This is a genomic window from Mucilaginibacter terrae, from assembly GCF_031951985.1.
GTDB classification, from domain to species: Bacteria; Bacteroidota; Bacteroidia; order Sphingobacteriales; family Sphingobacteriaceae; genus Mucilaginibacter; species Mucilaginibacter terrae_A.
Genome location: NZ_JAVLVU010000001.1, coordinates 4,954,568 through 4,979,267, shown reverse-complemented (window position 1 = coordinate 4,979,267; position 24,700 = coordinate 4,954,568). Strand labels below are relative to the sequence as shown.

General features: G+C 41.5%; 24 protein-coding genes. 19 read left to right on the top strand and 5 right to left on the bottom strand.

The window, feature by feature from the left end; translation table 11 throughout:
• Positions 1 to 10: 10 nt before the first annotated feature.
• From QE417_RS21465 to QE417_RS21410, 12 genes are all read left to right on the top strand, one after another.
• Positions 11 to 1,045: a hypothetical protein gene (locus tag QE417_RS21465; protein ID WP_311953570.1), complete on the top strand. Its 1,035-nt coding sequence runs from the start codon at positions 11 to 13 to the stop codon at positions 1,043 to 1,045.
• A 9-nt stretch (positions 1,046 to 1,054) separates the two neighbouring features.
• Complete coding sequence (locus QE417_RS21460; protein ID WP_311953568.1) at positions 1,055 to 1,498, top strand: hypothetical protein; 444 nt, start codon at positions 1,055 to 1,057, stop codon at positions 1,496 to 1,498.
• Between the two features lie 184 nt (positions 1,499 to 1,682).
• Positions 1,683 to 2,420, top strand: a complete 738-nt coding sequence (locus tag QE417_RS21455; RefSeq protein ID WP_311953566.1) for a nucleotidyltransferase — start codon at positions 1,683 to 1,685, stop codon at positions 2,418 to 2,420.
• 5 nt (positions 2,421 to 2,425) lie between these two features.
• Positions 2,426 to 3,166 (top strand): metallophosphoesterase family protein, encoded by a 741-nt coding sequence (locus QE417_RS21450; RefSeq protein WP_311953564.1) that lies wholly within the window; start codon positions 2,426 to 2,428, stop codon positions 3,164 to 3,166.
• A gap of 82 nt (positions 3,167 to 3,248) precedes the next feature.
• Positions 3,249 to 3,545, top strand: coding sequence for a YMGG-like glycine zipper-containing protein (locus QE417_RS21445; protein ID WP_311953562.1), 297 nt, complete (start codon positions 3,249 to 3,251; stop codon positions 3,543 to 3,545).
• A 248-nt stretch (positions 3,546 to 3,793) separates the two neighbouring features.
• A complete protein-coding gene (locus QE417_RS21440) occupies positions 3,794 to 5,008 on the top strand; it encodes a BamA/TamA family outer membrane protein (protein WP_311953559.1) in 1,215 nt (404 codons plus the stop codon).
• 179 nt (positions 5,009 to 5,187) lie between these two features.
• Entirely contained in the window at positions 5,188 to 5,853 is a 666-nt protein-coding gene (gene fsa / locus QE417_RS21435) for a fructose-6-phosphate aldolase (RefSeq protein WP_311953557.1), read from the top strand.
• Between the two features lie 96 nt (positions 5,854 to 5,949).
• Entirely contained in the window at positions 5,950 to 6,795 is an 846-nt protein-coding gene (locus QE417_RS21430) for a transketolase (RefSeq protein ID WP_311953554.1), read from the top strand.
• Positions 6,796 to 6,906: 111 nt separating this feature from the next.
• Positions 6,907 to 7,863, top strand: a complete 957-nt coding sequence (locus tag QE417_RS21425) for a transketolase family protein (RefSeq protein ID WP_311953550.1) — start codon at positions 6,907 to 6,909, stop codon at positions 7,861 to 7,863.
• 151 nt (positions 7,864 to 8,014) lie between these two features.
• Complete coding sequence (locus tag QE417_RS21420) at positions 8,015 to 9,052, top strand: LacI family DNA-binding transcriptional regulator (protein ID WP_311953548.1); 1,038 nt, start codon at positions 8,015 to 8,017, stop codon at positions 9,050 to 9,052.
• 42 nt (positions 9,053 to 9,094) lie between these two features.
• The gene (locus QE417_RS21415; protein ID WP_311953545.1) at positions 9,095 to 10,240 is read left to right on the top strand and encodes an MFS transporter; all 1,146 of its coding nucleotides are present in this window, start codon (positions 9,095 to 9,097) and stop codon (positions 10,238 to 10,240) included.
• A gap of 192 nt (positions 10,241 to 10,432) precedes the next feature.
• Positions 10,433 to 10,885 (top strand): RrF2 family transcriptional regulator, encoded by a 453-nt coding sequence (locus QE417_RS21410; protein WP_311953543.1) that lies wholly within the window; start codon positions 10,433 to 10,435, stop codon positions 10,883 to 10,885.
• A gap of 60 nt (positions 10,886 to 10,945) precedes the next feature.
• On the opposite strand, the gene QE417_RS21405 is transcribed toward QE417_RS21410, so the two are convergent.
• Positions 10,946 to 11,824, bottom strand: coding sequence for a polyphosphate kinase 2 family protein (locus tag QE417_RS21405; RefSeq protein ID WP_311953540.1), 879 nt, complete (start codon positions 11,822 to 11,824; stop codon positions 10,946 to 10,948).
• Between the two features lie 108 nt (positions 11,825 to 11,932).
• Between QE417_RS21405 and QE417_RS21400 the strand changes: the two genes are divergently transcribed.
• The 3 genes from QE417_RS21400 (at position 11,933) to QE417_RS21390 (ending at position 18,241) form a co-directional block, all read left to right on the top strand.
• The gene (locus QE417_RS21400; RefSeq protein ID WP_311953538.1) at positions 11,933 to 14,239 is read left to right on the top strand and encodes a penicillin-binding protein 1A; all 2,307 of its coding nucleotides are present in this window, start codon (positions 11,933 to 11,935) and stop codon (positions 14,237 to 14,239) included.
• A gap of 72 nt (positions 14,240 to 14,311) precedes the next feature.
• A complete protein-coding gene (locus QE417_RS21395) occupies positions 14,312 to 17,536 on the top strand; it encodes a peptidase MA family metallohydrolase (protein ID WP_311953535.1) in 3,225 nt (1,074 codons plus the stop codon).
• Between the two features lie 90 nt (positions 17,537 to 17,626).
• Positions 17,627 to 18,241, top strand: a complete 615-nt coding sequence (locus tag QE417_RS21390; RefSeq protein ID WP_311953533.1) for a fasciclin domain-containing protein — start codon at positions 17,627 to 17,629, stop codon at positions 18,239 to 18,241.
• 88 nt (positions 18,242 to 18,329) lie between these two features.
• Here QE417_RS21390 and QE417_RS21385 read toward each other — a convergent pair whose 3' ends face one another.
• Entirely contained in the window at positions 18,330 to 18,617 is a 288-nt protein-coding gene (locus QE417_RS21385) for a GIY-YIG nuclease family protein (protein ID WP_311953531.1), read from the bottom strand.
• A gap of 155 nt (positions 18,618 to 18,772) precedes the next feature.
• Here QE417_RS21385 and QE417_RS21380 point away from each other — a divergent pair, with 155 nt between their 5' ends.
• The 4 genes from QE417_RS21380 (at position 18,773) to bioD (ending at position 21,792) form a co-directional block, all read left to right on the top strand.
• Complete coding sequence (locus QE417_RS21380; RefSeq protein WP_311953530.1) at positions 18,773 to 19,546, top strand: XRE family transcriptional regulator; 774 nt, start codon at positions 18,773 to 18,775, stop codon at positions 19,544 to 19,546.
• 64 nt (positions 19,547 to 19,610) lie between these two features.
• On the top strand, positions 19,611 to 20,003 hold the full coding sequence (locus QE417_RS21375; protein WP_311953527.1) for a hypothetical protein: 393 nt from the start codon (positions 19,611 to 19,613) through the stop codon (positions 20,001 to 20,003).
• 60 nt (positions 20,004 to 20,063) lie between these two features.
• Entirely contained in the window at positions 20,064 to 21,179 is a 1,116-nt protein-coding gene (locus QE417_RS21370) for an aminotransferase class I/II-fold pyridoxal phosphate-dependent enzyme (RefSeq protein WP_311953524.1), read from the top strand.
• The gene (gene bioD, locus QE417_RS21365; protein ID WP_311953522.1) at positions 21,172 to 21,792 is read left to right on the top strand and encodes a dethiobiotin synthase; all 621 of its coding nucleotides are present in this window, start codon (positions 21,172 to 21,174) and stop codon (positions 21,790 to 21,792) included. Before QE417_RS21370 ends, bioD begins: the two co-directional genes overlap by 8 nt.
• On the opposite strand, the gene QE417_RS21360 is transcribed toward bioD, so the two are convergent.
• From QE417_RS21360 to QE417_RS21350, 3 genes are all read right to left on the bottom strand, one after another.
• Positions 21,774 to 22,430 carry a hypothetical protein gene (locus tag QE417_RS21360; protein ID WP_311953519.1) on the bottom strand — a complete coding sequence of 219 codons (657 nt, stop codon included), beginning with the start codon at positions 22,428 to 22,430 and terminating at the stop codon, positions 21,774 to 21,776. The two genes, bioD and QE417_RS21360, sit on opposite strands and share 19 nt — an antisense overlap.
• Before the next feature lie 134 nt (positions 22,431 to 22,564).
• Positions 22,565 to 23,200 carry a hypothetical protein gene (locus tag QE417_RS21355; protein WP_311953516.1) on the bottom strand — a complete coding sequence of 212 codons (636 nt, stop codon included), beginning with the start codon at positions 23,198 to 23,200 and terminating at the stop codon, positions 22,565 to 22,567.
• A 17-nt stretch (positions 23,201 to 23,217) separates the two neighbouring features.
• Positions 23,218 to 24,699, bottom strand: coding sequence for a RagB/SusD family nutrient uptake outer membrane protein (locus QE417_RS21350; protein ID WP_311953515.1), 1,482 nt, complete (start codon positions 24,697 to 24,699; stop codon positions 23,218 to 23,220).
• Between the last annotated feature and the right edge of the window lies 1 nt (position 24,700).

Genomic DNA, 24,700 nt, shown 5'->3' with positions numbered 1-24,700 from the left:
AACGAGGGATATGGAAATCGATATAGAACATAAAGACCTGCCGGAAGACGATTCCTGGCGCCAAAAGCTGCCCCAACCGGGTAATGCTTTTGATGTGCCTGCCGGGTACTTTAATGATTTGAGCGAGCGGATCATATCGGGTGTACATTTGGAAGAAATTAAACAAGCCGGCCTTACCGGAGGCTTCACAGTTCCTGAAAACTACTTTACAGAATTAAGCAGTAATATACAAAGCCGTATTGCCATTGAAGAGGCATTGGCCGGCCAAACCGATGCATTTACCGTTCCAACAAATTACTTTGAGGAATTAAGCAGCAATATTGAAAGTCGCATAGCTTTAGAACAAGCTTTAGGCGAACATGAAGAAAGCTTTACGGTACCGCAAGGCTATTTTGAAGAGCTGAGCAACAATATTCAAAGCCGAATTGCTATTGAAGAAGCGCTTGCTGGTGAAACAGAAAGCTTTACCGTACCACAAGGTTACTTTGAAGAGTTGAGCAACAACATTCAAAGCCGCATAGCTATCGAAGAATCTTTAGCCGGTGAAACAGAAAGCTTTACCGTACCACAAGGTTACTTTGAGGAGCTGAGCAGTAACATTCAAAACCGTATAGCTTTAGAGGAAGCTACCCAGGCTAATGATAATGCATTTGAAGTTCCGGCAGGATATTTTGATACTTTACAGCACAACATTTTAAGCCAAACTATTTATAAAGAAGAGGCAAAAGTAGTGCAAATGCCATTGAAGCCAACAGGCATTATCCGTAAGTTGGTATCAAGTGCAGCTTTTAAATACGCATCGGCTGCGTGTTTTGCCATCATTTTGGGTGCAGCACTATTTTTAACCGATGCCCCTTTATTTAATTCGCACGATGCAAGTGTTTTGCACAAACAATTAGCCGAGGTGCCAACTGATGACATCCGTAACTTTTTAGAGAACCAAACAGAGGCTACTGAAACCGAGCATAAAGTAATTGCCGATGGTACGCAAATAGATAGCAACGCATTGAGAGCTGCCATACAAGATTATGTTGACGTGCAATAATTGATTATAATGAACAGGTTACTTAAATATATACTTTTTACTTTCATGGTATTTGCCGGTTATGAGGTGTTTAGCCAACCGCCAGCAAGTTTCAGAAACAATTCGGTCCCTAATAAAAAACTTGCTTCAATTAGGGAGAATTACGTTGATACTCAGCTTAAATTAACCGACGATGAAAAGTCGAAATTTTGGCCTTTGTACCGCCAGTATCATCAGGAGATAAGTGATGTGCGTAAAGCTAAACGCGTAAACCTGCTTAACAATAACTCAAAAGACCAAATGCAAAAAGATCTGCAATATGATCAGCAACTGGTTGATATTAAAAAGAAATATAATACCGAGTTTTTAAAGATCATGCCGGCCGATAAGGTGAATAAAATTTACCAGAGCGAACGCCAGTTTACCGATGAACTGATTAAGCAGTTAGGCGAACGTGGAACACCGGACAGATAAGAATTTAACTTAATTTGATAGTGCAAAAGCGATTGGTAATAACCAGTCGCTTTTTTTGTTTTTATTATTGTTCTTTAACTTATTTTCCCTGCTGCGAGTGTTGTATTACAGTATTTATAAAACACTATACCCTAAATTAAGGTTGTTTAATAAGCGACAAAAGGCCGCTCCTATTACACAACACATGAGAATTAACGACGATGAGGATTGCATTGCTTTTTACCAGGAAGCATTAGACCATTTACAGGATAGCGGCATTGAATACTTGCTGGGCGGCGCATTTGCCATATTTCATTACAGTGGAATTTACAGGGATACCAAGGATTTGGATGTTTACTGCAAATCGGTTGATTGCCCCCGCATTATGAAATACTTTGCCGAAAGGGGCTACGAAACCCAGTTTACCGATGCCCGTTGGCTGGCCAAAATATTTAAGGGCGATTATTTTATCGACCTCATTTTTGATACGGTAAACAATATTTGCAAGGTTGACGACACCTGGTTTGAGCGTGCGGTTGATGCCAGTTTTTTTGACCGTAACCTACGCTTGTTAGGCCCTGAAGAACTGATATGGAGCAAAATATATGTTCAAAACCGTGAGCGCTATGATGGTGCAGATATAAATCACCTGCTGGTGCAATATGGTAAAAACCTCGATTGGAAACACTTACTCTTCAGGCTCGACCAGCATTGGCAATTGCTTTTAGGACAACTCGTAAATTTTCAGTTTGTATACCCGGCCGATTATCAAGAGATTATACCGCGGTGGATATATGATGAACTATTAAGGCGGGCTGCCGAACAATTCGACCTGCCATCGCCCGAAGAAAAGGTTTGCCGTGGCCCAATGATCGACCAAACCCAGTACAGTGTTGATGTGAAAGACTGGGATTATAAATCGTACACCATTAAAACTGTTTAAGCCGTATGGACGAAAAGAAAGTAACCCGCATTGCAGCCGTTGGCGATATACATGTAAAAGAAAACGACAAAGGAAAGTGGGTAAATTATTTTAAAGAGGTATCGGCAAAGGCCGATGTATTGCTGATTTGCGGAGATTTGACCGATACCGGCGATGAAGACGAAGCCATTATACTTGCCGAAGAACTACGCGCCTGCAGCATACCTGTTGTTTGCGTGTTGGGAAATCATGATTACGAAAAAGGCAGGCATAAACTTATAAGGCAAACTATACAAAACGCTAACGTACACGTGCTTGATGGCGAATCGATTGTTATAGGCGGTGTTGGCTTTGCCGGGGTTAAAGGTTTTGGAGGCGGGTTTGACCGTTACCTGTTAACCATGTTTGGAGAAGATGCCAACAAGGCTTATGTACAGGAAGCCGTTGATGAAGCCCTGCACCTCGAACGTGCGTTGAATAAGTTAGAGGGCGAGTTTCAGGTAGATAAGAAGATAGCCGTTTTGCACTATTCGCCAATTAAAGCTACTGTGGTTGGTGAGCCCGAAGAAATCTATCCATTCCTGGGCTCATCTCGCCTGGCTGAACCGCTGATACGTAATAATGTAATTGCAGCTTTTCATGGCCATGCCCATGCAGGCACACTTGAGGGACGTATAGTTAACAGTGATATCAAGGTATTTAATGTAGCTAAACAGGTGTTAAGTAAAGCCGGGTACGAGCATACTTACTATTTGCTCGAAGTATAAATAACATACTTACTCCCGGTTTACTAAAGTATTTGGCGCACAATTTGTAATAACAGGCATCATACACAAAAGAAAGCATACCATGAAAAAGCACATTTTTCTATTCAGCCTAATAATTGCCCTTATCATCAGCTTTACAAATGCCTCGTTTGCGCAAACCCGCAAAAAGAAAGGCATGAGTTCGCAGGCCAAGGGCGCTATTATTGGTGGTGCCGGCGGAGCAGTAGCCGGCGGGTTAATTGGCGGTAATGCCAAAGGTGCCATAATTGGTGGAGCGATTGGCGCCGGCGGTGGTTATATTATTGGTAATGAAAGCCGCCGTTCAAAAGAAAAAAAGGCCAAAGCTTATCGCCGCGCAAATTATAAGCGCAAACCTTAATCATTTCCAATCAATCAACAATATACTATTTAACGCTATCATTAAATGTTAGCGTTTTTTTGTTTATAAAAGCTTCAATAATCCAAACAAACATGTTTAACAAGCCGTTTAACAAAATCATTACTGTCATAGTATTGCAATAATGAGTTATAGCTTGTAAATTACAACCATTATCAACCTCATCAAACCAAGTGAAATTATACATGTAAACCGTACTAATGATAATACGATTAAAGTTTTTATTAAGCATGCTCCTGTTTCCCGTAGCCTTATTGGCGCAGGACAGTAACGCGGTGGTATCAACTTTTAAACAGGTACAGTATGATACGGTTGGTCAAAAAGACCTGATAGACGTTTTTAAACTGGTATTCAAACCCAAAACACGATCAAGCAGCCGTGTTGAGCCACAAGAGGGCAAAGTATATTTTTCGTTTTTACCTACGGCATCTACCCTGCCAAGCGGCGGCGGTAAAATGTTTGTAACCTCCACCACGGCCAGTTTTTACATGGGTAACGATAAAACTACCAACCTATCTAACATCAGTTTCACCCCTTATTTTAACTTTAATGGTCGGTTTGGTTTACCGTTGCGTTCAAGCGTATGGCTAAATGATAATAAATGGTATATAGCAGGAGATACACGCTTTTTAGTATACCCGCAAGATACCTGGGGTTTGGGCGGCAACACGCCCGAAAATGCCCGCATGCGTGTCGATTATAAATACATCCGATTTTATCAAAGCTTGTTACGCCGTATAAAACCCTACCTTTTTGCAGGTATTGGCTACAACCTTGATTACCATATGCGTATAGTAACCAACAAACAAGATCCTGAACTTGGCGATGCATCGGGCTATCAATTTGGAACTGCTTATGGTCAAAATTCATTCTCGTCGGGGGTAACGCTAAACTTGTTGTATGATACCCGTAATAACTCCATCAACCCGCTACCCGGCTGCTATGCCAATTTGGTATACCGCTACAATTCCGAAGTTTTCGGTAGCAACAGGTCCTGGTCTTCTGTTTATGCCGATATACGTAAATACATCTCATTAAGCCCGGGCAACACCTCGCGCCAAAATACATTAGCCTTGTGGAGTTATTTTTGGACTACCATGGACCGCGGCACCCCCTATTTGAGTTTACCAGCCGTTGGTTGGGATTTTTACAATAACTCGGGCCGGGGTATTGAACAAAACCGTTATCGCGGCCAGGCACTTTGGTACTCCGAGGCCGAATATCGTCGCAGTATTACCCGTAACGGTTTGTTAGGCTTTGTGCTTTTTGCAAACGTAACCACGGTTAATGAGCCCGACACCCGCCAGTTCAATTACTTTCACCCTGCAGGCGGCGGCGGGTTACGCATTAAATTCAATAAAACATCCAATACCAACATTGCTATCGACTACGGCATGAGTAAGGGGTTCTCTTCAATAAGGTTTGGTTTGGGCGAAGCTTTTTAAAAACTGCCAGCCATATTTATTCCACAATAGATTATGCTTGAAATAAAAAATACAATCGATTGCAAAAAATATTTAGGTTAGCTAAAAAATTAATTGCATTTTTACGGCTCAATCTTTAGCTTTAACAAATTAAAAATAAGTGTTATTCTGACATTTAATTCATCCACATACATTAAATTATGAAGTTTTTCATCGACACGGCCAACCTGTCTCAAATTAGCGAAGCCCATGACATGGGTATTTTAGACGGTGTAACCACCAATCCATCACTCATGGCCAAAGAAGGTATTACTGGCCAAGACAATGTAATTGCACACTACAAAGCCATTTGCGACATTACCGATGGTGATGTTAGCGCCGAAGTTATTGCAACTACGTATGATGAAATGGTTGCCGAAGGTTTGGCCCTGGCTAAATTGCACGAACGTATTGTAGTTAAAGTACCCATGATCAAAGATGGTGTTAAAGCCATTAAATACTTTACCCAACAAGGTATTAAAACCAACTGTACACTGGTATTTTCGGCTGGCCAGGCTTTATTGGCTGCCAAAGCAGGTGCTACCTACGTATCGCCGTTTATTGGCCGTTTAGATGATATTTCAACCGATGGCTTAACGCTGATCGAAGACATACGTTTAATATATGATAACTACGGTTACGAAACTCAGATCCTGGCTGCTTCAGTTCGTCATGCTATGCACATTATTAACTGTGCTAAATTAGGCGCCGATGTAATTACCGGTCCGTTAAGCGCAATTACTGCATTATTAAAACACCCGTTAACTGATAATGGTCTTGCCCAGTTCCTGGCCGACCACGCTAAAGCAGCGGCAGCAGTGAAGTAAATTTTTTAGAGCGGAGAGCGAGGATCATGGAGCGGAGAAAATTCGCGCTCTTTTATCTCCGCTCCCCGCTCCTCTTATAACAATTCAACTACAAAAATGACACAAGATATTTTAGAGCTTAAAGGCATTGCTTCACAAGTGCGCCGCGATATTGTGCGCATGGTGCATGGCTGTCAAAGCGGTCACCCGGGTGGCTCATTGGGTTGTACCGATTATTTGGTAGCCCTGTATTTTTCTATCATGAAACACGACCCTTCATTTAACATGGAAGGCGCAGGTGAAGACCTTTTCTTTTTATCAAACGGCCACATATCGCCGGTATTTTATTCAGTATTATCTCGCTCAGGTTATTTTGACAAGGCTGAATTAGCCGAGTTCCGTAAGATAAATTCACGCGTACAAGGTCACCCTACTACTCACGAAGGTTTACCGGGTATTCGTATAGCATCTGGCTCATTAGGCCAGGGCTTATCGGTAGGTATTGGCGCTGCGCTAAGCAAAAAATTAAATGGCGACGACCGCCTGGTGTTTACCCTGCACGGCGACGGTGAGTTACAGGAAGGCCAGATTTGGGAAGCAGCTATGTTTGCTCCTCACAACCGTGTTGATAACCTGATTGCTACGGTTGATGTTAACGGCCAGCAAATTGATGGCCCTACCAAAGTGGTATTATCATTAGGCGATCTGCGCGCTAAGTTTGAAGCATTTGGCTGGGAGGTAATGGAAATGCAAGGTAACGATATGACTTTGGTTGTTGAAGGCCTGCAAAAAGCCATTAGCCTAAGCGGCAAAGGCAAACCTGTTATGATACTCATGCAAACCGAAATGGGTGCCGGCGTTGACTTTATGATGGGTAGCCACAAATGGCATGGTGTTGCACCTAACGATGCGCAATTGCAGCAGGCTTTAGATCAATTGCCGGAAACGTTGGGCGATTACTAACCCCCTCCGGCTCCCCCAAAGGGGGAGGGAAAAAGAGAATTTATATTAACAAAATTTAACATAACCCTAAAAACAAAAAGTCCTCTCCTTTGGAGAGGATTTAGGAGAGGTATGACCAAGTATACATATACAGAGAAAAAAGATACGCGTTCGGGCTTTGGAGCAGGTTTGCTTGAGGCTGGTAAACGCAACCCTAAAGTGGTAGCCCTGTGTGCCGATTTGGTAGGCTCACTTAAAATGCAGGACTTCATCAATGCGTTTCCTGAGCGTTTTGTACAGGTAGGTATTGCCGAGGCCAACATGATTGGTATTGCAGCAGGTATGACCATTGGCGGCCAAATTCCGTTCACAGGTACATTTGCCAACTTTTCAACCGGCCGTGTTTACGATCAGATTCGTCAGTCGGTAGCATATTCAGACAAGAACGTTAAAATTTGTGCTTCGCACGCTGGTTTAACCCTGGGCGAAGACGGTGCTACCCACCAGATATTAGAAGATTTGGGCATGATGAAAATGCTTCCAGGCATGACCGTTATTAACCCTTGCGATTATAACCAAACCAAGGCAGCTACCATTGCCATTGCTGAGCATCATGGCCCGGTTTATTTGCGCTTTGGCCGCCCGGTGGTGCCTATCTTCACCCCTGCCGATCAGGTTTTTGAAATTGGCAAAGCCTGGATGGTTAGCGAAGGTACCGATGTTACCATTATTGCAACCGGTCACTTAGTATGGGAAGCCATACAAGCCTGTGAGAAACTGGAAGCGATGGGTATTTCGGCCGAGGTTATCAACATCCACACTATCAAACCTTTGGATGAAGAAGCTATCCTGAAATCAGTAAGCAAAACACGTTGCGTAGTTACTGCCGAAGAACACAACCGTTTAGGCGGCCTGGGCGATTCGGTAGCACAGGTATTGGTTAAAAACCTGCCGGTACCGCAAGAGTACGTTGCCGTTAATGATTCGTTCGGCGAATCGGGCACACCTGAGCAACTGATGGAAAAATATAAGCTAAATGCTCCGGCTATTGTTGCTGCTGCACAAAAAGCTATTCAGCGTAAAGGTTAATCCTTTTGCAAATCTATTAAAATGAAGGCTGCCTGATTAAAGGGCAGCTTTTTTTTTAGCTCCTTTAAACACCAACTTTAGTGTGCTTTTAACACATTATATTTATTGCTGATAAACATTACCTTTACATACATCTAATGTATTTTGTACGATGAGTACTCCTGAAAAAGAAATTACCATATACGATATAGCCAGGGCGTTAAATATTTCGGCAGCAACGGTTAGCCGGGCTTTAATGGATCATCCTTCTGTTAACATCAACACCAAAAAGCGAGTGCAGGAAGCCGCACAGGAAATGGGATACCGTTCTAACCAGATGGCAAGCAACCTGCGCAAGCGCAAAAGCAATATCATTGGCATTATTGTAGGTAATTTGAACAGTAGTTTTATGTCGAACGTAATTGCTGGTGTTGAGAAGGAATTGAGTGATGCCGGGTATAACCTTATCATAAGTCAGTCGCTCGATAATATCAATAAAGAGATCAATATTGCCCAGGCTATGTATAATAACCGGGTTGATGGCCTGCTGGTATCATTAGCGTACGAAACCGAAAATGCCGACCACTTTGAGAGCTTTGTTAAACGTGGAATCCCACTGGTATATTTCGACCGGGTTTGGCCGCACCCGCAATGCCCGGGTATTGAAATTGACAATGTTAAAGCGGCATATGATATTACCGAACACCTGGTTACCCAAGGATGCAAGCGTATAGCTCACGTTACCGCTTATCGGTTGAGCAGTGTGGCTGCCGACCGCTTTGCAGGTTTCAAAAAGGCATTAGAAGATTACCAGATGACCTTTGATGAAAACTTGCTTATACAAACCGACCTTACCCTACAGGCCGGGATAGACGCGGCCAAACAAATACTGGCTATGGAAAACCGACCCGATGCGGTGTTTGTAACCAATGATGCCTGTGCGGTTAGCTGCATGCAGGAACTTAAACGTAACGGCATCCGCATACCACAGGATATTGCTTTTGCCGGGTTTAACAATGATACCGAGGCCAGTATTATTGAACCCAACCTAACCACGGTTGACTATAAAGGTTACCAGATGGGTGAAGTAGCCGCGCAGATATTACTCGACCGGCTAAATCAAACCGATAACGGCTTACTAAAGACAAGCAACAAACTCATTCAGCCGTCTGAAATTATTATCCGCGATTCATCGCTTAAAAGGAAGTAAAACTCGCGCAAAAGACTATCCTAATGCGTATTTTTGCGGCAAATGGCAGATTTTGTGAATAAATCGCCACGCGATTTACGTATCGGGTGCGCGGTTTTCTTTTTCATCTCGGGTTTCGGGTACTCGTCCTGGGCTTCACGTATACCCACCGTACAGCACGATTTACATTTAAACGAGGCTCAACTCGGCTCGCTGCTGTTTGCGCTTCCCATAGGCTTAATGGCCACCATGCCGGTAACCGGCCGTTTGCTAAGCCACTACACCAGTCGCAGCATTATGATGTTTGGTGCTTTGCTGTTCAACATTGTTTTATTGTTTTTAGGATTGGCCACTACGGTATGGCAGTTTGCCATTATTTTGTTTGCCTTTGGTTCGGGGCGTAACCTGCTCAACTTGTCGGTTAATGCACAATCGGTGGGAGTGCAATCTCTGTACAGCAAATCAATTATTACCACATTTCACGGCATATGGAGTATGGCCGGTTTTGCCGGGGCGGCTGTTGGATATTTAATGGTGAGCTTCAATATTGGCTTGCTATATCATTTAGGGGCTATTAGTATTTTGCTCTGCATTACTTCTGTATACTTTTATCCTTTCACTTTTAATCAAAAGCCTAAACCTGTTGAGCGCAAGCCGTTTTTAATACTGCCCGATAAGCACATGCTCAAATTTGCCATAATATGCTTTGCCTGTATGGCCTGCGAAAATACGATGTACGACTGGAGCGCCATTTATTTTGAGAAAGCCGTAAATACCGGCAAATCTACCGCAACTGCCGCATTTGTAGCCTATATGGTGGCCATGACCCTCGCCCGCTTTATTGGCGATAAGGTAGTGGCACGCATTGGCATTAAAAACATGCTTAATTATAGCGGTTGGTTTATTTTTTCGGGCTTACTTCTTGCTGTAATATTGCCTTATGCCATACCCGCTACATTGGGTTTTATGCTGGTTGGGCTGGGCGTGGCCTGTGTGGTGCCCCTGGTTTTTAGTATTGCAGGTAAATCGGCTACGCTGAGTAGCGGGGCTGCTATTGCATCTATATCAACCATAGGTTATTTTGGTTTTTTGCTGGTGCCGCCATTTGTAGGCTATGTGGCCCAAGCAGTGGGTTTACGATGGTCGTTTGGTGTAATTGCCATGCTGGGTGCGCTTATTGTATTAATGGTGCGCAACATCAAAGAATAAAAATTTTGCTGTTTTACAAGCTGCGAAAGGGTATACCATATTCAAATAAGCCCTGGTTATTAAAACATTATTGGTACAATACAATTATTTATCTATTTTGAGGCACCAATTAACCTGTTTCAACCTATATTGACATCAACTTTTTATTTGGCTGCATTTTTTTTGATATAATTGCACCTGATTTTGTGATCTATGCTATCGAAGAAGACTAAATATGCTATTAAAGCGCTCATTGTTTTAGGCAAAAACAAGGATAAAGCCCCTATGCAAATTGCCCAGATAGCAGAGCTGGAAAAAATCCCTAAAAAGTTTTTAGAAGTAATTTTACTGGAGCTGCGTAAAGCCGGCTTTTTGTACAGTAAAAAAGGTGCCGGAGGTGGTTATGCCATTAACAAAGATCCTAAAGATATTTATTTGGTGAGCATTTTACGTATTACCGATGGCCCTATTGCCATGGTTCCCTGCGTGAGCTTAAACTTCTATCACCGTTGCGAAGAATGCCACAATGAATCCACCTGCGGTATACGCAGCATGTTTATGGATATACGCGATGCTACACTTAAAATCCTGTCGGAAACCAGTATCGAAGATTTAATTAACAAGGAAGTAGCCTTAGGCGATTCGGCCCTGATTGATTTGAGCTAAACTGAATTTTAAAATATTGAAAAGCTAACCATACCTAATGATATGATTAGCTTTTTTTGCTTATTCCCCTGTTAGTAGCTTTTTACTTTCCTGTAGTTTCTTCATCTCTTCCTCGGGCAATGTGGGGTATTTCAAATCAAGTTCTTTTAGCGTTTCAACAATGATGTGTGAAATGGCTATGCGTGAAAACCATTTTTTGTCGGCAGGTATAACGTACCATGGGGCATGCTCTTTGGATGTAGCTTCAATTGCATCTTCATAAGCCTTCATGTATTCATCCCAATGCTCCCGTTCCTCAATATCGGCGCTGCTGAATTTCCAGTTTTTGGCCCCGTCGTCAATACGTTTTAAAAAGCGTTCTTTTTGCTCATCTTTTGATAAATGCAGGAAAAACTTAATAATAACCGTTCCGTTCTCGCTTAAGCTTTTTTCAAACGCATTAATGGTTTCGTACCGGCGTTCCCAAAATTTCTTTCCTATATCATCTGTACTTTTTATACCCGGAATATTTTCTTTTAAAACATACTCGGGGTGAACTTTGCTCACCAACACATTTTCATAATGCGACCGGTTATGAATACCAATTCTACCACGTTCGGGCAGTGCTTTATAGTGTCGCCATAAAAAATCATGATCATACTCTTCGGTACTGGGCTGTTTAAAACTGTATACCTGGCACCCCTGAGGATTAATGCCACTCATGGTGTGCTTTATAGCACCATCTTTACCGGCAGCATCCATAGCCTGAAAAATGATCAGCAAACTGTATTTATTAGCTGCATAAAGCTTGTCCTGCAGTTCGGCAGTTTGGCTTACAAGTTCTTCCAAAAGTTCTTTAGCATCCTCCTTTTTATAGTCGGCGGTGTAAGCAGTATCGAAATCGTTAAGAGAAATTTTCTTATTACTGCTTATTTTAAAATTCTTAGTTATATTTTGCATGATTAAAATAGCTTTGCACGATGTTAACACAAAATTTACCGGTCAAATTATCGTTATTAGTAACCGGTAAACATAAACTGTTAACCGTATAACTTACAAATCGATCCAATGTTTAAACGTGTCCGCAATCCGATACTGCGTTACCTGCTTATTTTCATATATTTTGTAATTATCTTCTTCTGCTCTATCGAGTTAAACCTGTTTGGCATATTTGGCTACTCGCCCGATATGAAGGATATTGAACAACCTACCCTATCGGTATCATCAGAAGTTTTTACTGCCGATGGCAAGCTACTGGCTAAGTTTTACAAAGAGAACCGTACTCCTATCGAGTATAAAGACCTATCGCCCAACTTGATAAACGCACTGGTAGCCACCGAGGATGTACGCTTTTACAAGCATGGCGGTGTTGATTATTACGGCTTTTTCACCAGCTTAATATCCACCGCAACCGGCGACAGGCGCGGTGCCAGTACCATTACCCAGCAATTGGCTAAAAACCTGTTTAAAACCCGTAAACGTAAAGCGCAGGGCTTTATCAGGCATATTCCGGTGGTGCGCACCATTGCTTTCAAGTTTAAAGAGTGGCTTACAGCCTTTAAAATTGAACATGTTTACAATAAGCAGCAAATTTTAACCATGTACTTTAACACGGTGCCTTTTGGAAACAATTCATTTGGTATACAAACCGCTGCATTAAAATATTTCAACAAAAAGCCTAATAACCTTACCTCTGCCGAAGCCGCTACCCTTATTGGTATGCTTAAGGCTACATCAACTTATAACCCTATGCGTTACCCGGCAAAAGCAGTTGAGCGCCGCAATGTGGTTTTAAGCCAGATGGAGAAATACGGTTATCTTAAAAGATCGGAATATGAGCAGAGTATTAAGCAACCCGTTGGCTTAAATTTAAGCTATGTTGAAGAAGAAGGTATGGGCGACTCTTACCTGCGCCGTGCGGTTGAAAAATGGCTCGACAAATGGCTGAAAGAAAATGACTATAACCTTTACGAAGACGGCCTGAAAATATATACCACCATCGACTCCAAACTGCAGCAATATGCCGAAGAGGCCGTAGCCGAAAAAATGAAGATGCTGCAGCGCCGCTTTAATAACATATGGAAAGGTAAAAACCCATGGCGCGACTCGAAAGGAAACGAAATTGTGGACTTTTTGCCAAAAGCCGAACAACGCCTGCCCATTTACCAACTGCTTAAAAAGAAATATAACGGCGACACGGTTGAGATCAATAAATACTTTAACAAGCCCAAGCGCATGAAGGTATTTACCTGGAACGGTGAGCAGGATACTACTTTTTCGAGCGTAGATTCGATAAAATACTATACCAAATTACTCAATACCGGCATGATGACCATTGAGCCATCAACCGGTAAAATTAAGGTCTGGGTAGGCGGTATTGATAATAAATATTTTAAATACGACCACGTAAACCAGGCCAAGCGCCAGGCGGGCTCTACGTTTAAGCCTTTTGCTTATTTAACCGCGTTGGATAATGGCTATTCGCCCTGCGATAAGTTTACCGATAAGCCGGTATCGATCTCTTATACTGACAATGGCAAACCCGAAGTTTGGGAACCTAAAAACGCCGATTATAATTTTTCGTATCGCGAAATGTCGTTACGTTGGGCTATGGGCAAATCGGTTAACTCTATTACCGCACAAATTACCGAGAAGGTAGGTTGGGATAAGGTGGTGGAATATGCTCATAAATGCGGTATTGAAAGCCCTTTGAAAGCGGTGCCATCGGTTTCGTTGGGTTCGAATGATGTATCGGTTTATGAAATGGTACGTGCATACAGTACCTTCCTCAATAAAGGCGAAAAAATTGACCCATTGCTGGTTACTAAGGTGGCCGACCATAATGGTAATATTTTAGAAGAATTCAAACTAAAAAGCACCCGCGTGATCAGCGAAGAAACGGCGTGGTTGATGCTATACATGTTCCGTGGTGGTATGGAAGAACCGGGCGGTACCTCACAAGCACTGTGGGAGTATCCTATCCTATGGAAAAAGAACAGCAACCAGATTGGTGGCAAAACCGGCACTTCATCTGATTATGTTGACGGCTGGTACATGGGCATTACCAAAGACCTGGTTACCGGTGTCTGGGTTGGTGCTGATGATCGCAGCGTTCACTTCAATTCATCAGAAAGCGGCGAAGGCTCGCACACAGCCTTGCCTATATTTGGCGCCTTTATGGAGAAGGTTTATTCCGACCCTAACTCGGGCTACACCTACGGGCCGTTCCCTAAGCCGTGGAGTAAAATCACCAAAACGTATATGTGCCCGTCGCCACGTATCAGGGTCGATACATCATCGGTTAGCGATAGCCTGAGTGCACCAGCCGATAGCGGAATTGTTTTACCGCCCGATACCACAGCTAATAATAATTAGCAACCCAATGCGCTTTTATAGCGTATTTTAAATAAATTTATTGCGTTAACCGTACAGTTATAAACGTTGTATATGAGTAAAGTTTACTTTATTGTAAGCAAATTTCAAAAGGTTTGCCTCCTGCTTGCTATTGTTTTGATGAGTGTTTGCATGATGAGCAAGCCTGCACAAGCTCAATATTTTGGTCAAAACAAGGTTCGTTATAAAAACCTGAAGTTTAAGGTTTTCAAAACACCTCATTTTGAGATCTACTACTATATGAAAAACGATAGCCTGCTCAAACGTTTTGCGCAGGAAAGCGAATTATGGTATACGCTGCATCAACAGGTATTCAGGGACACGTTTAAGCGCCCCAACCCTATCATACTATATGCCGATCACCCCGATTTTCAGCAAACAACCGCTATCGACGGCGAGATAAGCGTAGGAACCGGTGGTGTTACCGAGGGTTTAAAAAACCGCGTGGTAATGCCCGTTATGGAAACGCACCAAACCACCCGCCACGTATTAGGCCATGAGTTGGTGCACGCTTTTCAGTACCATACCCTGCTCGATAACGACACCACCAGCCTCAATAATATTAACAACCTCCCCTTGTGGATGATCGAGGGAATGGCCGAATACCTCTCATTAGGTAAAAAGGATGCTTACACCGCCATGTGGATGCGTGATGCCTATCTGAATAAAGATATACCGAGTGTGCGCGATTTAACCGAGAGCAGCAAGTATTTCCCTTATCGTTACGGCGAGGCTTTTTGGTCGTATCTGGGTTCAACCTATGGCGATACCATTATTGTACCGTTCTTTAAAAACGTAGCCCGTTTTGGTTTAGATTACGGCATACGCCGCACCTTTGGGTACGACGATAAAACGCTTTCGAACCTATGGAAAAACTCCATAGTTAACATGTACCAGCCCATGTTAAAGGATACTACCCAAACACCTGCCGGGGCACGTATTATCGACAATAAAAATTCGGGTGAGATGAACGTGGCACCATCGATCAGCCCGGATGGTAAGTACATGACCTTCCTTTCGGAAAAAGACCTGTTCTCTATCGACCTCTTCCTGGCCGATGCCAAAACGGGGAAGATCATACGACGGCTCACGAGTAAAACATCCAACACGCACATTGATGAATTTAACTTCATCGAATCGGCAGGTACGTGGTCGCCTGATGGTAAAAAGTTTGCGTTCAGCGTTTTTGGAGGAGGCCGCAACCGCATGTTGGTGGTATCGGTACCGAGCGGAAAGGTCTTGCATAACATCCCAATGGGCAAGGTTGGACAGTTTAGTAACCTTACCTGGTCGCCCGATGGTAATTTAGTGGCATTTCAAGGCCTGTCAAACGGTCAAAGCGATTTGTACATGTACAACTTTACCACCAAACAGGTTAAACAACTTACCAACGATAAATATTCCGATTATCAGCCAGCGTTTTCGCGCGATGGAAAGAAGATCGTATTCAGTTCGGACCGTAGCACTTATGATGCTACCACCTCACAGTCTATCACCTTTAATTTGGCCGAGTTAGATTTAGCTACCGGCAAAGTAAACGACATTAAAATATTTGATGGCGCCAACAACCTTAACCCGCAATATTCGGGCGATGGTAGCCAGATCTATTTCCTGTCAAACCGCGATGGCTTCCGTAACCTTTACCGTTACACTACAGCTACCGGTTCGGTAGAGCAAATGACCGACCTGTTTACAGGTATTTCGGGTATTACCGAGTTTTCGCCGGCATTGAGCGTATCGGCTAATAATGATATTATGTACTCATACTATCGTGCCCAAAAGTATACGCTTTACAATGCCAAACCGGCCGACTTTAAAGCCACCAAAGTGGTAAGCGGCACCGAAACCAATTTCGAGGCAGCCATGCTTCCGCCGCCACGTGCTGTTGGGGTTGATTTGATAAACTCCAACCTAAATAATTTCTTATCGTACCAGCGCATCGCTATCGATTCGATACAAAACATTCCCTATCGCCCTCAATTCAAGTTGGATTATTTAGCCAGTAGTGGTGTTGGCGTAGGTATAGGCGGTGCCGGAAGTTATGGGGCAGGTTTATCGAGCGGTATACAAGGTATATTCAGCGATATTTTAGGCCGTAACCAAATATATGCCGGTGCATCGGTAAATGGAGAGATCTATGATTTTGGTGCGCAAGGCGTTTACATCAAGCAAACCGGCCGTTGGAACTTTGGTGTTGGCTTATCGCACATTCCGTATCAATTGGCTACCTATAATGTAGTACCAAGTAAATTCACTTATCAAAACAGCTCCAACCAGGATGTAACTGTTGATGCCGTTGAAGAGCGTTATGATATTATCCGTATTTTCCAGGATCAGCTCAGCGTATTTACCGCCTACCCTTTTTCAAAAAGTACCCGTGCCGAGTTTGGTGGTGGCTTTTCGCATAACTCATACATGGTGCACCGCTTTAGCACCTATTACCCTGATGGCGGAGGTATATATCAAGACAGGCGCAGAAGAGTTTCATTAGATGATTATAACAATGACCCTTATAATAACGTAGGTTATTTACGCTCGTTTTCATTGATGCAGGTTAGCGCAGCATTAGTTGGCGATAACTCATACTTTGGCATTGCATCTCCTTTAAGTGGTTTCAGATACCGCCTTCAGGCCGAATACAATGTTGGTTCATATAAATTCTTTTCACCAACTATTGATCTTCGTAAGTACGAACGTTTAAAGCCCATAACACTTGCCGCAAGGTTTAACGCTTTCGGCCGCTTTGGTCAGGAAACCGGCTTATATCCATACTATATTGGTTATCCCTTCCTGATCAGGGGTTATGAAAGTCAAACTTTTTACAACGGAAATACCAACAGTACAAACGGCTTTACTATCGACCAGTTATCAGGTTCACGCGTGGCAGTGTTTAATTTTGAGGTTAGATTGCCATTTACCGGCCCTGAAAAACTATCGGCCATCAAATCAAAATTCCTGTTTAGCGAACTGAACCTATTCTTTGATGCCGGTTTAGCCTGGAACAGCGGTAACAGCATTAAATTCCAGAAAGCCCCTGATTTTCTTTACTATCAACAACGCCTTGATGATAAAAAACAACCGGTATTAGATAGTAATGGCAATCCTATTTACGATGGTATATATAATACGAATCAACGCGTACCTGCACTGAGTGCTGGTGTTTCTTTAAGAATTAACCTGTTTGGTGCGCTCATTCTTGAGCCTTATTATGCATTTCCATTTAATCGTACAGATGTTAAAAAACCTGTATTCGGGTTAAATTTTACTCCAGGATGGTAACCAAATACTCATAACAAAAAAGCGGCCTGTGCCGCTTTTTTTGTTGATACAAACAGCTTTGGTAATTAGTGGTTATATTTAAACATCATTATGAAAAACCTACTTGCTCTCCTATTACTCTTAACAACTGGTTTTGCATTCGCGCAAACTACCCCGCCTCGTGGCTCCTCATACCAGGATTCGGTAAGGGCAAGTACATCAAGTGGCAAAACAGTAATGGTTAACGGAGCGCCGGTAAATTCGGCAATGGATTTTATAGAGAACTTAACAGCATCAAAAACACATACAACGTTTTTGGCTGCGGTTAGGGCTGCAAATATGGTAGGCACGTTAAAAAGCCGGGGGCCACTTACTTTGTTAGCTCCTCCTGATAGTGCATTTAAGCAACAATTAGGTTTGAGGTTGGATACGCTTATGAAACCGGCCCACAAATATGAGTTGATAAACGTGCTGAGCTATCATATACTTGCGGGTGAGTATACGATTAAAAGCCTTACGAAACTCATTAACGATGGACATGGCGAGGCTTCCATTTTAACCCTCGCGGGCAGTAAGCTTACGGCCCGCATTGATGAAAACCGCAACATACAATTTACAGATGAAACTGGCGGCAAAAGTGTTATCAGCCAGTTTAATATTGAAGAAAACAACGGACTAATGCACTTAATAACACGTGTGTTAGTGCCTAAAGACAAGGCTATGTAATGGCCTTACAAACCATACTGTCACATACAGACATAGCATAAGCTGAATAAACAGCATCATACTACCTCAATTAAGGCAAACCGTCTTCTTAAAAAACAAGTGGACGCTTAGCAGTTGCCAATGATGGTCTGAGCAACGGACGAACTCTCATATTGCTTTCAAGTTTCAAGCCTACAGTAAGGTCTATCCAATCGGCATTAACCGATCTGATCATTTTTTCTTTTTGTGCACGGGTAAAGGTGCTTAAATATTTAAAGCGCTCCATGGCCTGCTCTTCGGTATTAATCTCCTCAAAATATACTAAACGGTTTAGCTGTTGCGCCTTATCAAAAAACAAGGTAGGCATGTCACGGTAAAACTGTATGGTCTTCATCATATCAGTACATAGGCCTACATGTAAATTAGTGCGGTTTCTGTCGGTTATTATATATATATACTGCTTCATTTTGATAATAAATTTTGCTAAATGAATTATTGTTACTAATTTTATGAGCATAAATTTTACTAACAAATTTAGTAATTCCAAATTTTATGTCAATAATTTCAACAAATATTAAATTCCTCAGAAAAAAGAAAGGCCTTACCCAACAGCAATTTGCCGACGAAATAGGCATAAAAAGATCGTTAGTGGGTGCTTATGAGGAAGACCGTGCTGATCCGAAATATGATCTGCTAAAAAAAATAGCATTGTATTTTGAAATAAGCATAGATGATTTTATTAATGAAACCATTAACGAAAAGTGGGCACCCAAACCCAAAGGTAACCCGGCCAACTTACGCGTGCTGAGTATTACGGTTGATAAGGATGATAACGAAAACATTGAAATGGTACCGGTAAAAGCAAGTGCCGGTTATTTGAATGGTTATGCCGATCCTGAATATGTTGCCGGCTTATCAAAATTACATTTACCTATGTTTAAGCAAGGTACTTACCGTGCTTTCGAAATAAAAGGCGACTCTATGCTGCCACTGGTTTCGGGCACATTAATTATAGGCGAATATGTTGAAAACTGGGGCGATATAAAACCGGGAGAAACTTATGTGGTACTTTCTAAAACCGAAGGTGTGGTATACAAACGCATTGGCAATAAATATCGAGATAATAAAAAGCTGAAATTAATATCAGACAACCCTGCTTACGATCCTTATGAAATTAGCGGCGAGGACATTTTAGAAATATGGAAGGCCAAGGCTTATTTATCAACACAATTGCCAACCCCTATGCCTGAGCCAAGCATTGAAAACCTGACCAGCATGATGTCCGAAATGCAGAAATCAATTTCGAAACTGCAAAGCAACAATTAAGTTACAAGGTTGTTATTAAACTCATAGCCAATATCTTTATCAAAAACTAAACAAACTTAAAAAAATGAAAAAGATCTTATTAATGTGCTGTTTCGTATTAGGAATAAGCGCGGTAAGCTTCGCCCAGGGTGGCGGTGGCCGTATGGGTGGAACACCTGAAGAGCAAGCCAAACGTTTGCAAACTCAATTAAAGCTTGATGATACCCAAACTGGTAAAATAAAAGCTATTTATGAAGTTCAAGCCAAAAAACGCGATAGCTTAATGACAGCCGCAAACGGAGACCGTCAGGCTATGATGCAGGCATGGCGTCCTATAATGGAAGCTTCGAATGTAAAAATTAAAGAAGTTTTAACAGCTGAGCAAAAAGAAGCATTTGATAAAATGCAAGCCGAAAGAGCTAACAGAATGCGCCAGGGCGGCGGCGGAGGCAATCCCCCTCCTCCACCTCAAAAATAATATTTAGAAAAAGCGGCTATCGGCCGCTTTTTCTATTTTAGCACAAAATTTCAAAGCATATTGAGTCCGCAGCAATTTATACAGCAAAGGTTAGCGCAAAGGCAACACAAAGGCAATTACAGGCAATTAAAAACCGAAAACAACCTGATCGACTTTTCATCTAACGATTACCTGGGTTTTGCACGCTCAGTTGATTTAAAGGAGCTGGTTAATCAGGAATTGCTTAATCACCCTCACCATTTTAATGGGTCAACCGGTTCGAGGCTTTTAAAAGGCAATACCGCATATGCCGAAGAGTTAGAATCTTATATTGCCCAATACCATAACACCGAAGCTGCTTTACTGTTTAATTCGGGTTATGATGCCAACCTGGGGTTATTATCATCCCTCCCGCAACGCGGAGACACTGTAATTCATGATGAACTTGCCCATGCATCAATTATTGATGGCATACGCTTGAGCTATGCAAACAGGTACAGCTTTAAACATAATAACCTCAATGAGCTCGAAACAAAATTAAAACAGGCCAAAGGCAACTGCTACATTGTTGTAGAAAGTGTGTATTCGATGGACGGTGATATTGCTCCGCTTACCGAACTTTGTATACTTGCCAGCCAGTACAATGCCGCTTTGGTTGTTGATGAAGCTCATGCCATTGGGGTATTTGGTAAAGGCCTTGTTGATAAATTAAATTTACAGGAAGAGATTTTTGCCCGCATAATTACTTATGGTAAAGCTATGGGCTGCCACGGTGCGGCAATACTGGGCAGCAAAAAATTGAGTGATTATCTCATTAATTTTGCTCGTTCTTTTATTTATACTACAGCTTCCCCATTTCATCAGCTGGCAACCATTAAAATGGCTTATAAGCTATTAAATAGCGCTTCAGAGCACATAAATAACCTTCAAGCAAATATCACTCACTTTAACGCTCAAATGGGCACACACGCTGCTGCTTACAGCAGTGCCATAAAAACCATTATTGTAAACGGCAATCTACGCACTAAAAGAGCTGCTGCTCATTTACAAAACACAGGGCTTGATGTACGGCCTATACTTAGCCCTACAGTGGCTGTAGGTACCGAAAGGCTCAGAATATGTTTGCATAGTTACAATACACCGGCACAAATTGATGCCTTGGTAAATGCCCTAAAATATTTAGATAACAATGAATAAGCCCCGTCCCCTTTTTGTAACCGGCATTGGCACCGATGTTGGTAAAACAGTTGTTTCGGCAATATTGGTTGAAAAACTTAAAGCCGATTACTGGAAACCCGTACAATCGGGCGATTTAAATAACAGCGATACGATGAAAGTTAAAGCATTAGTATCAAATACCACTTCAGTTTTTCATCCCGAAACCTATCGGTTAACCCAGCCCTTTTCGCCGCATAAATCGGCAGAGCTTGATGGTATAAAAATAGAACTTGATAAATTTGAGTTGCCTGAAACCGATAATCAATTAATAATAGAGGGTGCAGGCGGTTTAATGGTCCCCTTGAATGATGAGCATTTTGTTATTGATTTGATTCAAAAATTCGACGCCGAAGTAATATTAGTTGTAAAGCATTATTTGGGAAGTATAAACCACACCTTACTATCACTCGAACTATTGAGGCAAAAAAAAATCAAAGTGAATACTTTGATTTTTAATGGAAATAGGGATGAGTATTCTGAGAAGATAATATTAAAAAATATATCAGGTATAAATTTACTAAATGTCCCTAAAATTAATTCTATAAGCAAACAGTGGATTAATGATAAAGGAAGTTATATAGAGTTAAAGTAAACCACAACTTTTCCCAAATCAGCATCTTGCTTTAAATTAAGGTTGTTATTTTTTATATAGGTATCAAGCTCGGCTTGTTTACTACCCAAGCTATACAAAAGCGATTTTCTATCTGGTTTTATTTGTATAGCTTTTTTATCCTTATATAAATAATATTTCACAGAGGTAACATATTTTTTAACTATAGGCCCGTTATATTCCTTAAAATCACCTATCGACTTTGTTGTCTTTTTCAATAACTGAGTTGTTCCATCAGCTAATACCTCAAAATATGTAGCAGGAGACTCTCCTTCAAAGCTATAATCATTTCTGTAAGTATGAATATTCTGCAAATCATCTGTAATTGCAAATTCACTTACTGGTTCCATAAAAGTAAATGGTTCACCATCTTTCCCTTTAAAAAGAAGCTCATTATCAGCAAGGTTAAATTTAAGAGATGCATCTTTATATGTTTTCCCGTTTGAAAGCTTAACAGTTGCTTTTTGCCAATCATCATTCAAAAATGCCGAGCCTTCAACATCAACCGCTCCTTTTAATCTATAAGGTCTACCATTAATATCTTGAGAAACAACCTGTGCACTAATGCTATTTAAGCGTGCAAAAAATAACAACGTAAATAAAAAGCTCTTAAATTTCATATATAATATTGCTATAAATAAAGATAACGTTTAATACACTCAGTATGATGTGATAAGGAAAAAAAATCAACAAATATTTTAACAAAAAAAGGGGAACCTGCAAAAGTTCCCCCTTTATAATAAATCATGAAAAATTAGTTTTTACGAATAGTCAATAAAAACTTTTTAAAGTTAGCACTTGGCTGTACTTCTGAATTTCCAACAAGGTCAAGAATTAATTGCCTGCTGGTATTAGCAGTGGTAAGTACTCCTTGAGGTATATCAATAAGTATGTACGCAGCAGATTTGTTAGCGGGAATAGTTACACTTCTTGCTCCAGGAGTTCTGAAATTGTAATTTACACCTTCAACAGCTGTTGATGTAGGACGTACTGTGTAATTGATCACAGTAGGATTTGCACTTTGCGGACCAACCAACTGTACTAATATACTATCTGTTACACGTGGATTTGCGGCACGTGTAGGATCGGCAGCTAAACGGTAATTAGTATTAGCGGCAGCAACACAGCTCAAAGTATTTGGGGTGGCAGCAGCGGCTTTATAAGCTATAAAGTCTTGGTTAACACTACGGCTACTATCTGTTTGTGCGGTACAAGTGTATACTCCTTTACGATTAAGAATTGTATCTACTTGTCCAACTGTATGATTTTTGAATTCAACAACTGTTGGACCTTTATATATCAAAGCGTCTTCAGCCTTATCAGGCAAGCAACCGGTAAATACGGCTGCTAATGCGGTAACTAAACCCGCTATATATAGATTTCTCTTCATTTTACTCAATATTATTATTAATAGTTAGGATTTTGAGGAAGGGCTGGATTAAAGGTAGCTTCAGCTACTGGTAGTGGAGCCAATAAACGGTAATCAGTATAAGCAATAGTACCTACGGCTGTTGCCAAAGGCTTAGTGATATTACTACCTGTACGTTTTAAGTCAAACCAACGATGACCTTCAAAAAACAACTCACGTCTTCTCTCATCCTGAATAAATGATAACAAGCTTGCATCAGTAGGAACAGTTATTGTAGTACCTGCATTACGGCTCGCACGCAATTGTACAACCAATCCTGCAGCAGTAGCATACTGACCTTGATTTGCCAATGCCTCAGCTTTCATTAATATGATATCTGAATAGCGAATGATCCAAACATCATCAGTATATGGGCCACCAGCTGCTGAATATTTATTTGTCCATCTCATTACAACAGCACTACGTGTTGAAGCAGATGTGTAAAACATTGCTAAACGATCGTCACCTGCTGAGAACAAACTGTATAATTCATCAGAAACTGTTTGGCCACCAAAAGTGCTCAATGCGGCAGTAGCTGGAGTTGTATAAGTGAATAAGCCATCGTTACTACCTGTTACGCCTGTTACTTCAACCGATTGATTGTAATACAATTCTAATAATGATTCAGGATTAGGAATTCTTTTGAAAGCAGCAGAATATCCGCCTGCGGCAATTGGTGCCAATGTTGAAGGTGTAATATTTGCGTTTAAAGCATTATCAAACTCAGTTACAGCTTGTGCCCATTTGCTTTCATACAATAAAATTTTACCAAAAATTGCGTGTGCCGCAGACTCTGAAAAACGATATGGATTTGCGGGTTTACTTGTACCTATTGCTTTAAATCCTGCAATTGCAGCATTCATATCTGCTTCAATTGCAGTATAAGTATCTGTTATGTTACTACGTGGTATTGATACAGCATCACCAACCCCGGCAGTTGGCTTTAAACGGATAACAGCACTTTTATCAAAATTTGCATTAGAACCGGTCGTAGGCACTTTTCCTGGTTCGTATCCATAGATACGGGCAAGGTCAAAATACATCATACCGCGCAAAGCATAAGCCTCTGCTTTGATCTGTTTTTGCAAAGTGGCTTGAGTACCGCTCAGGGTTGTGAACTTGTCAATAGTAGCAATAATTGTATTTAACTCATTTATACCTGAATATACGTTAGTCCAAACATTATAATGGCTTGAACGTGTATTAGCGTTTTGGCCTACGTAACGACCGCTGGCATTGGCTGTATGGGTAAAGATATTATCGGCAAGCGCATCGCCCATTAATGCCATGTCCCGGCCATAATAAGTGTAACTCTGTAAGCGGTCATAAACTGACATTAACAAGGCTTGGTAGCCGTTTATATCACTTAATGCAATAGCAGCATCAAGTTGGTTCTCAGGCTGTACCTCTAATATTTTCTTGCAACCAGAAAATGTTAGAAGAGCACCTAAACATGTTATATATATGCTTTTTCTTTTCATT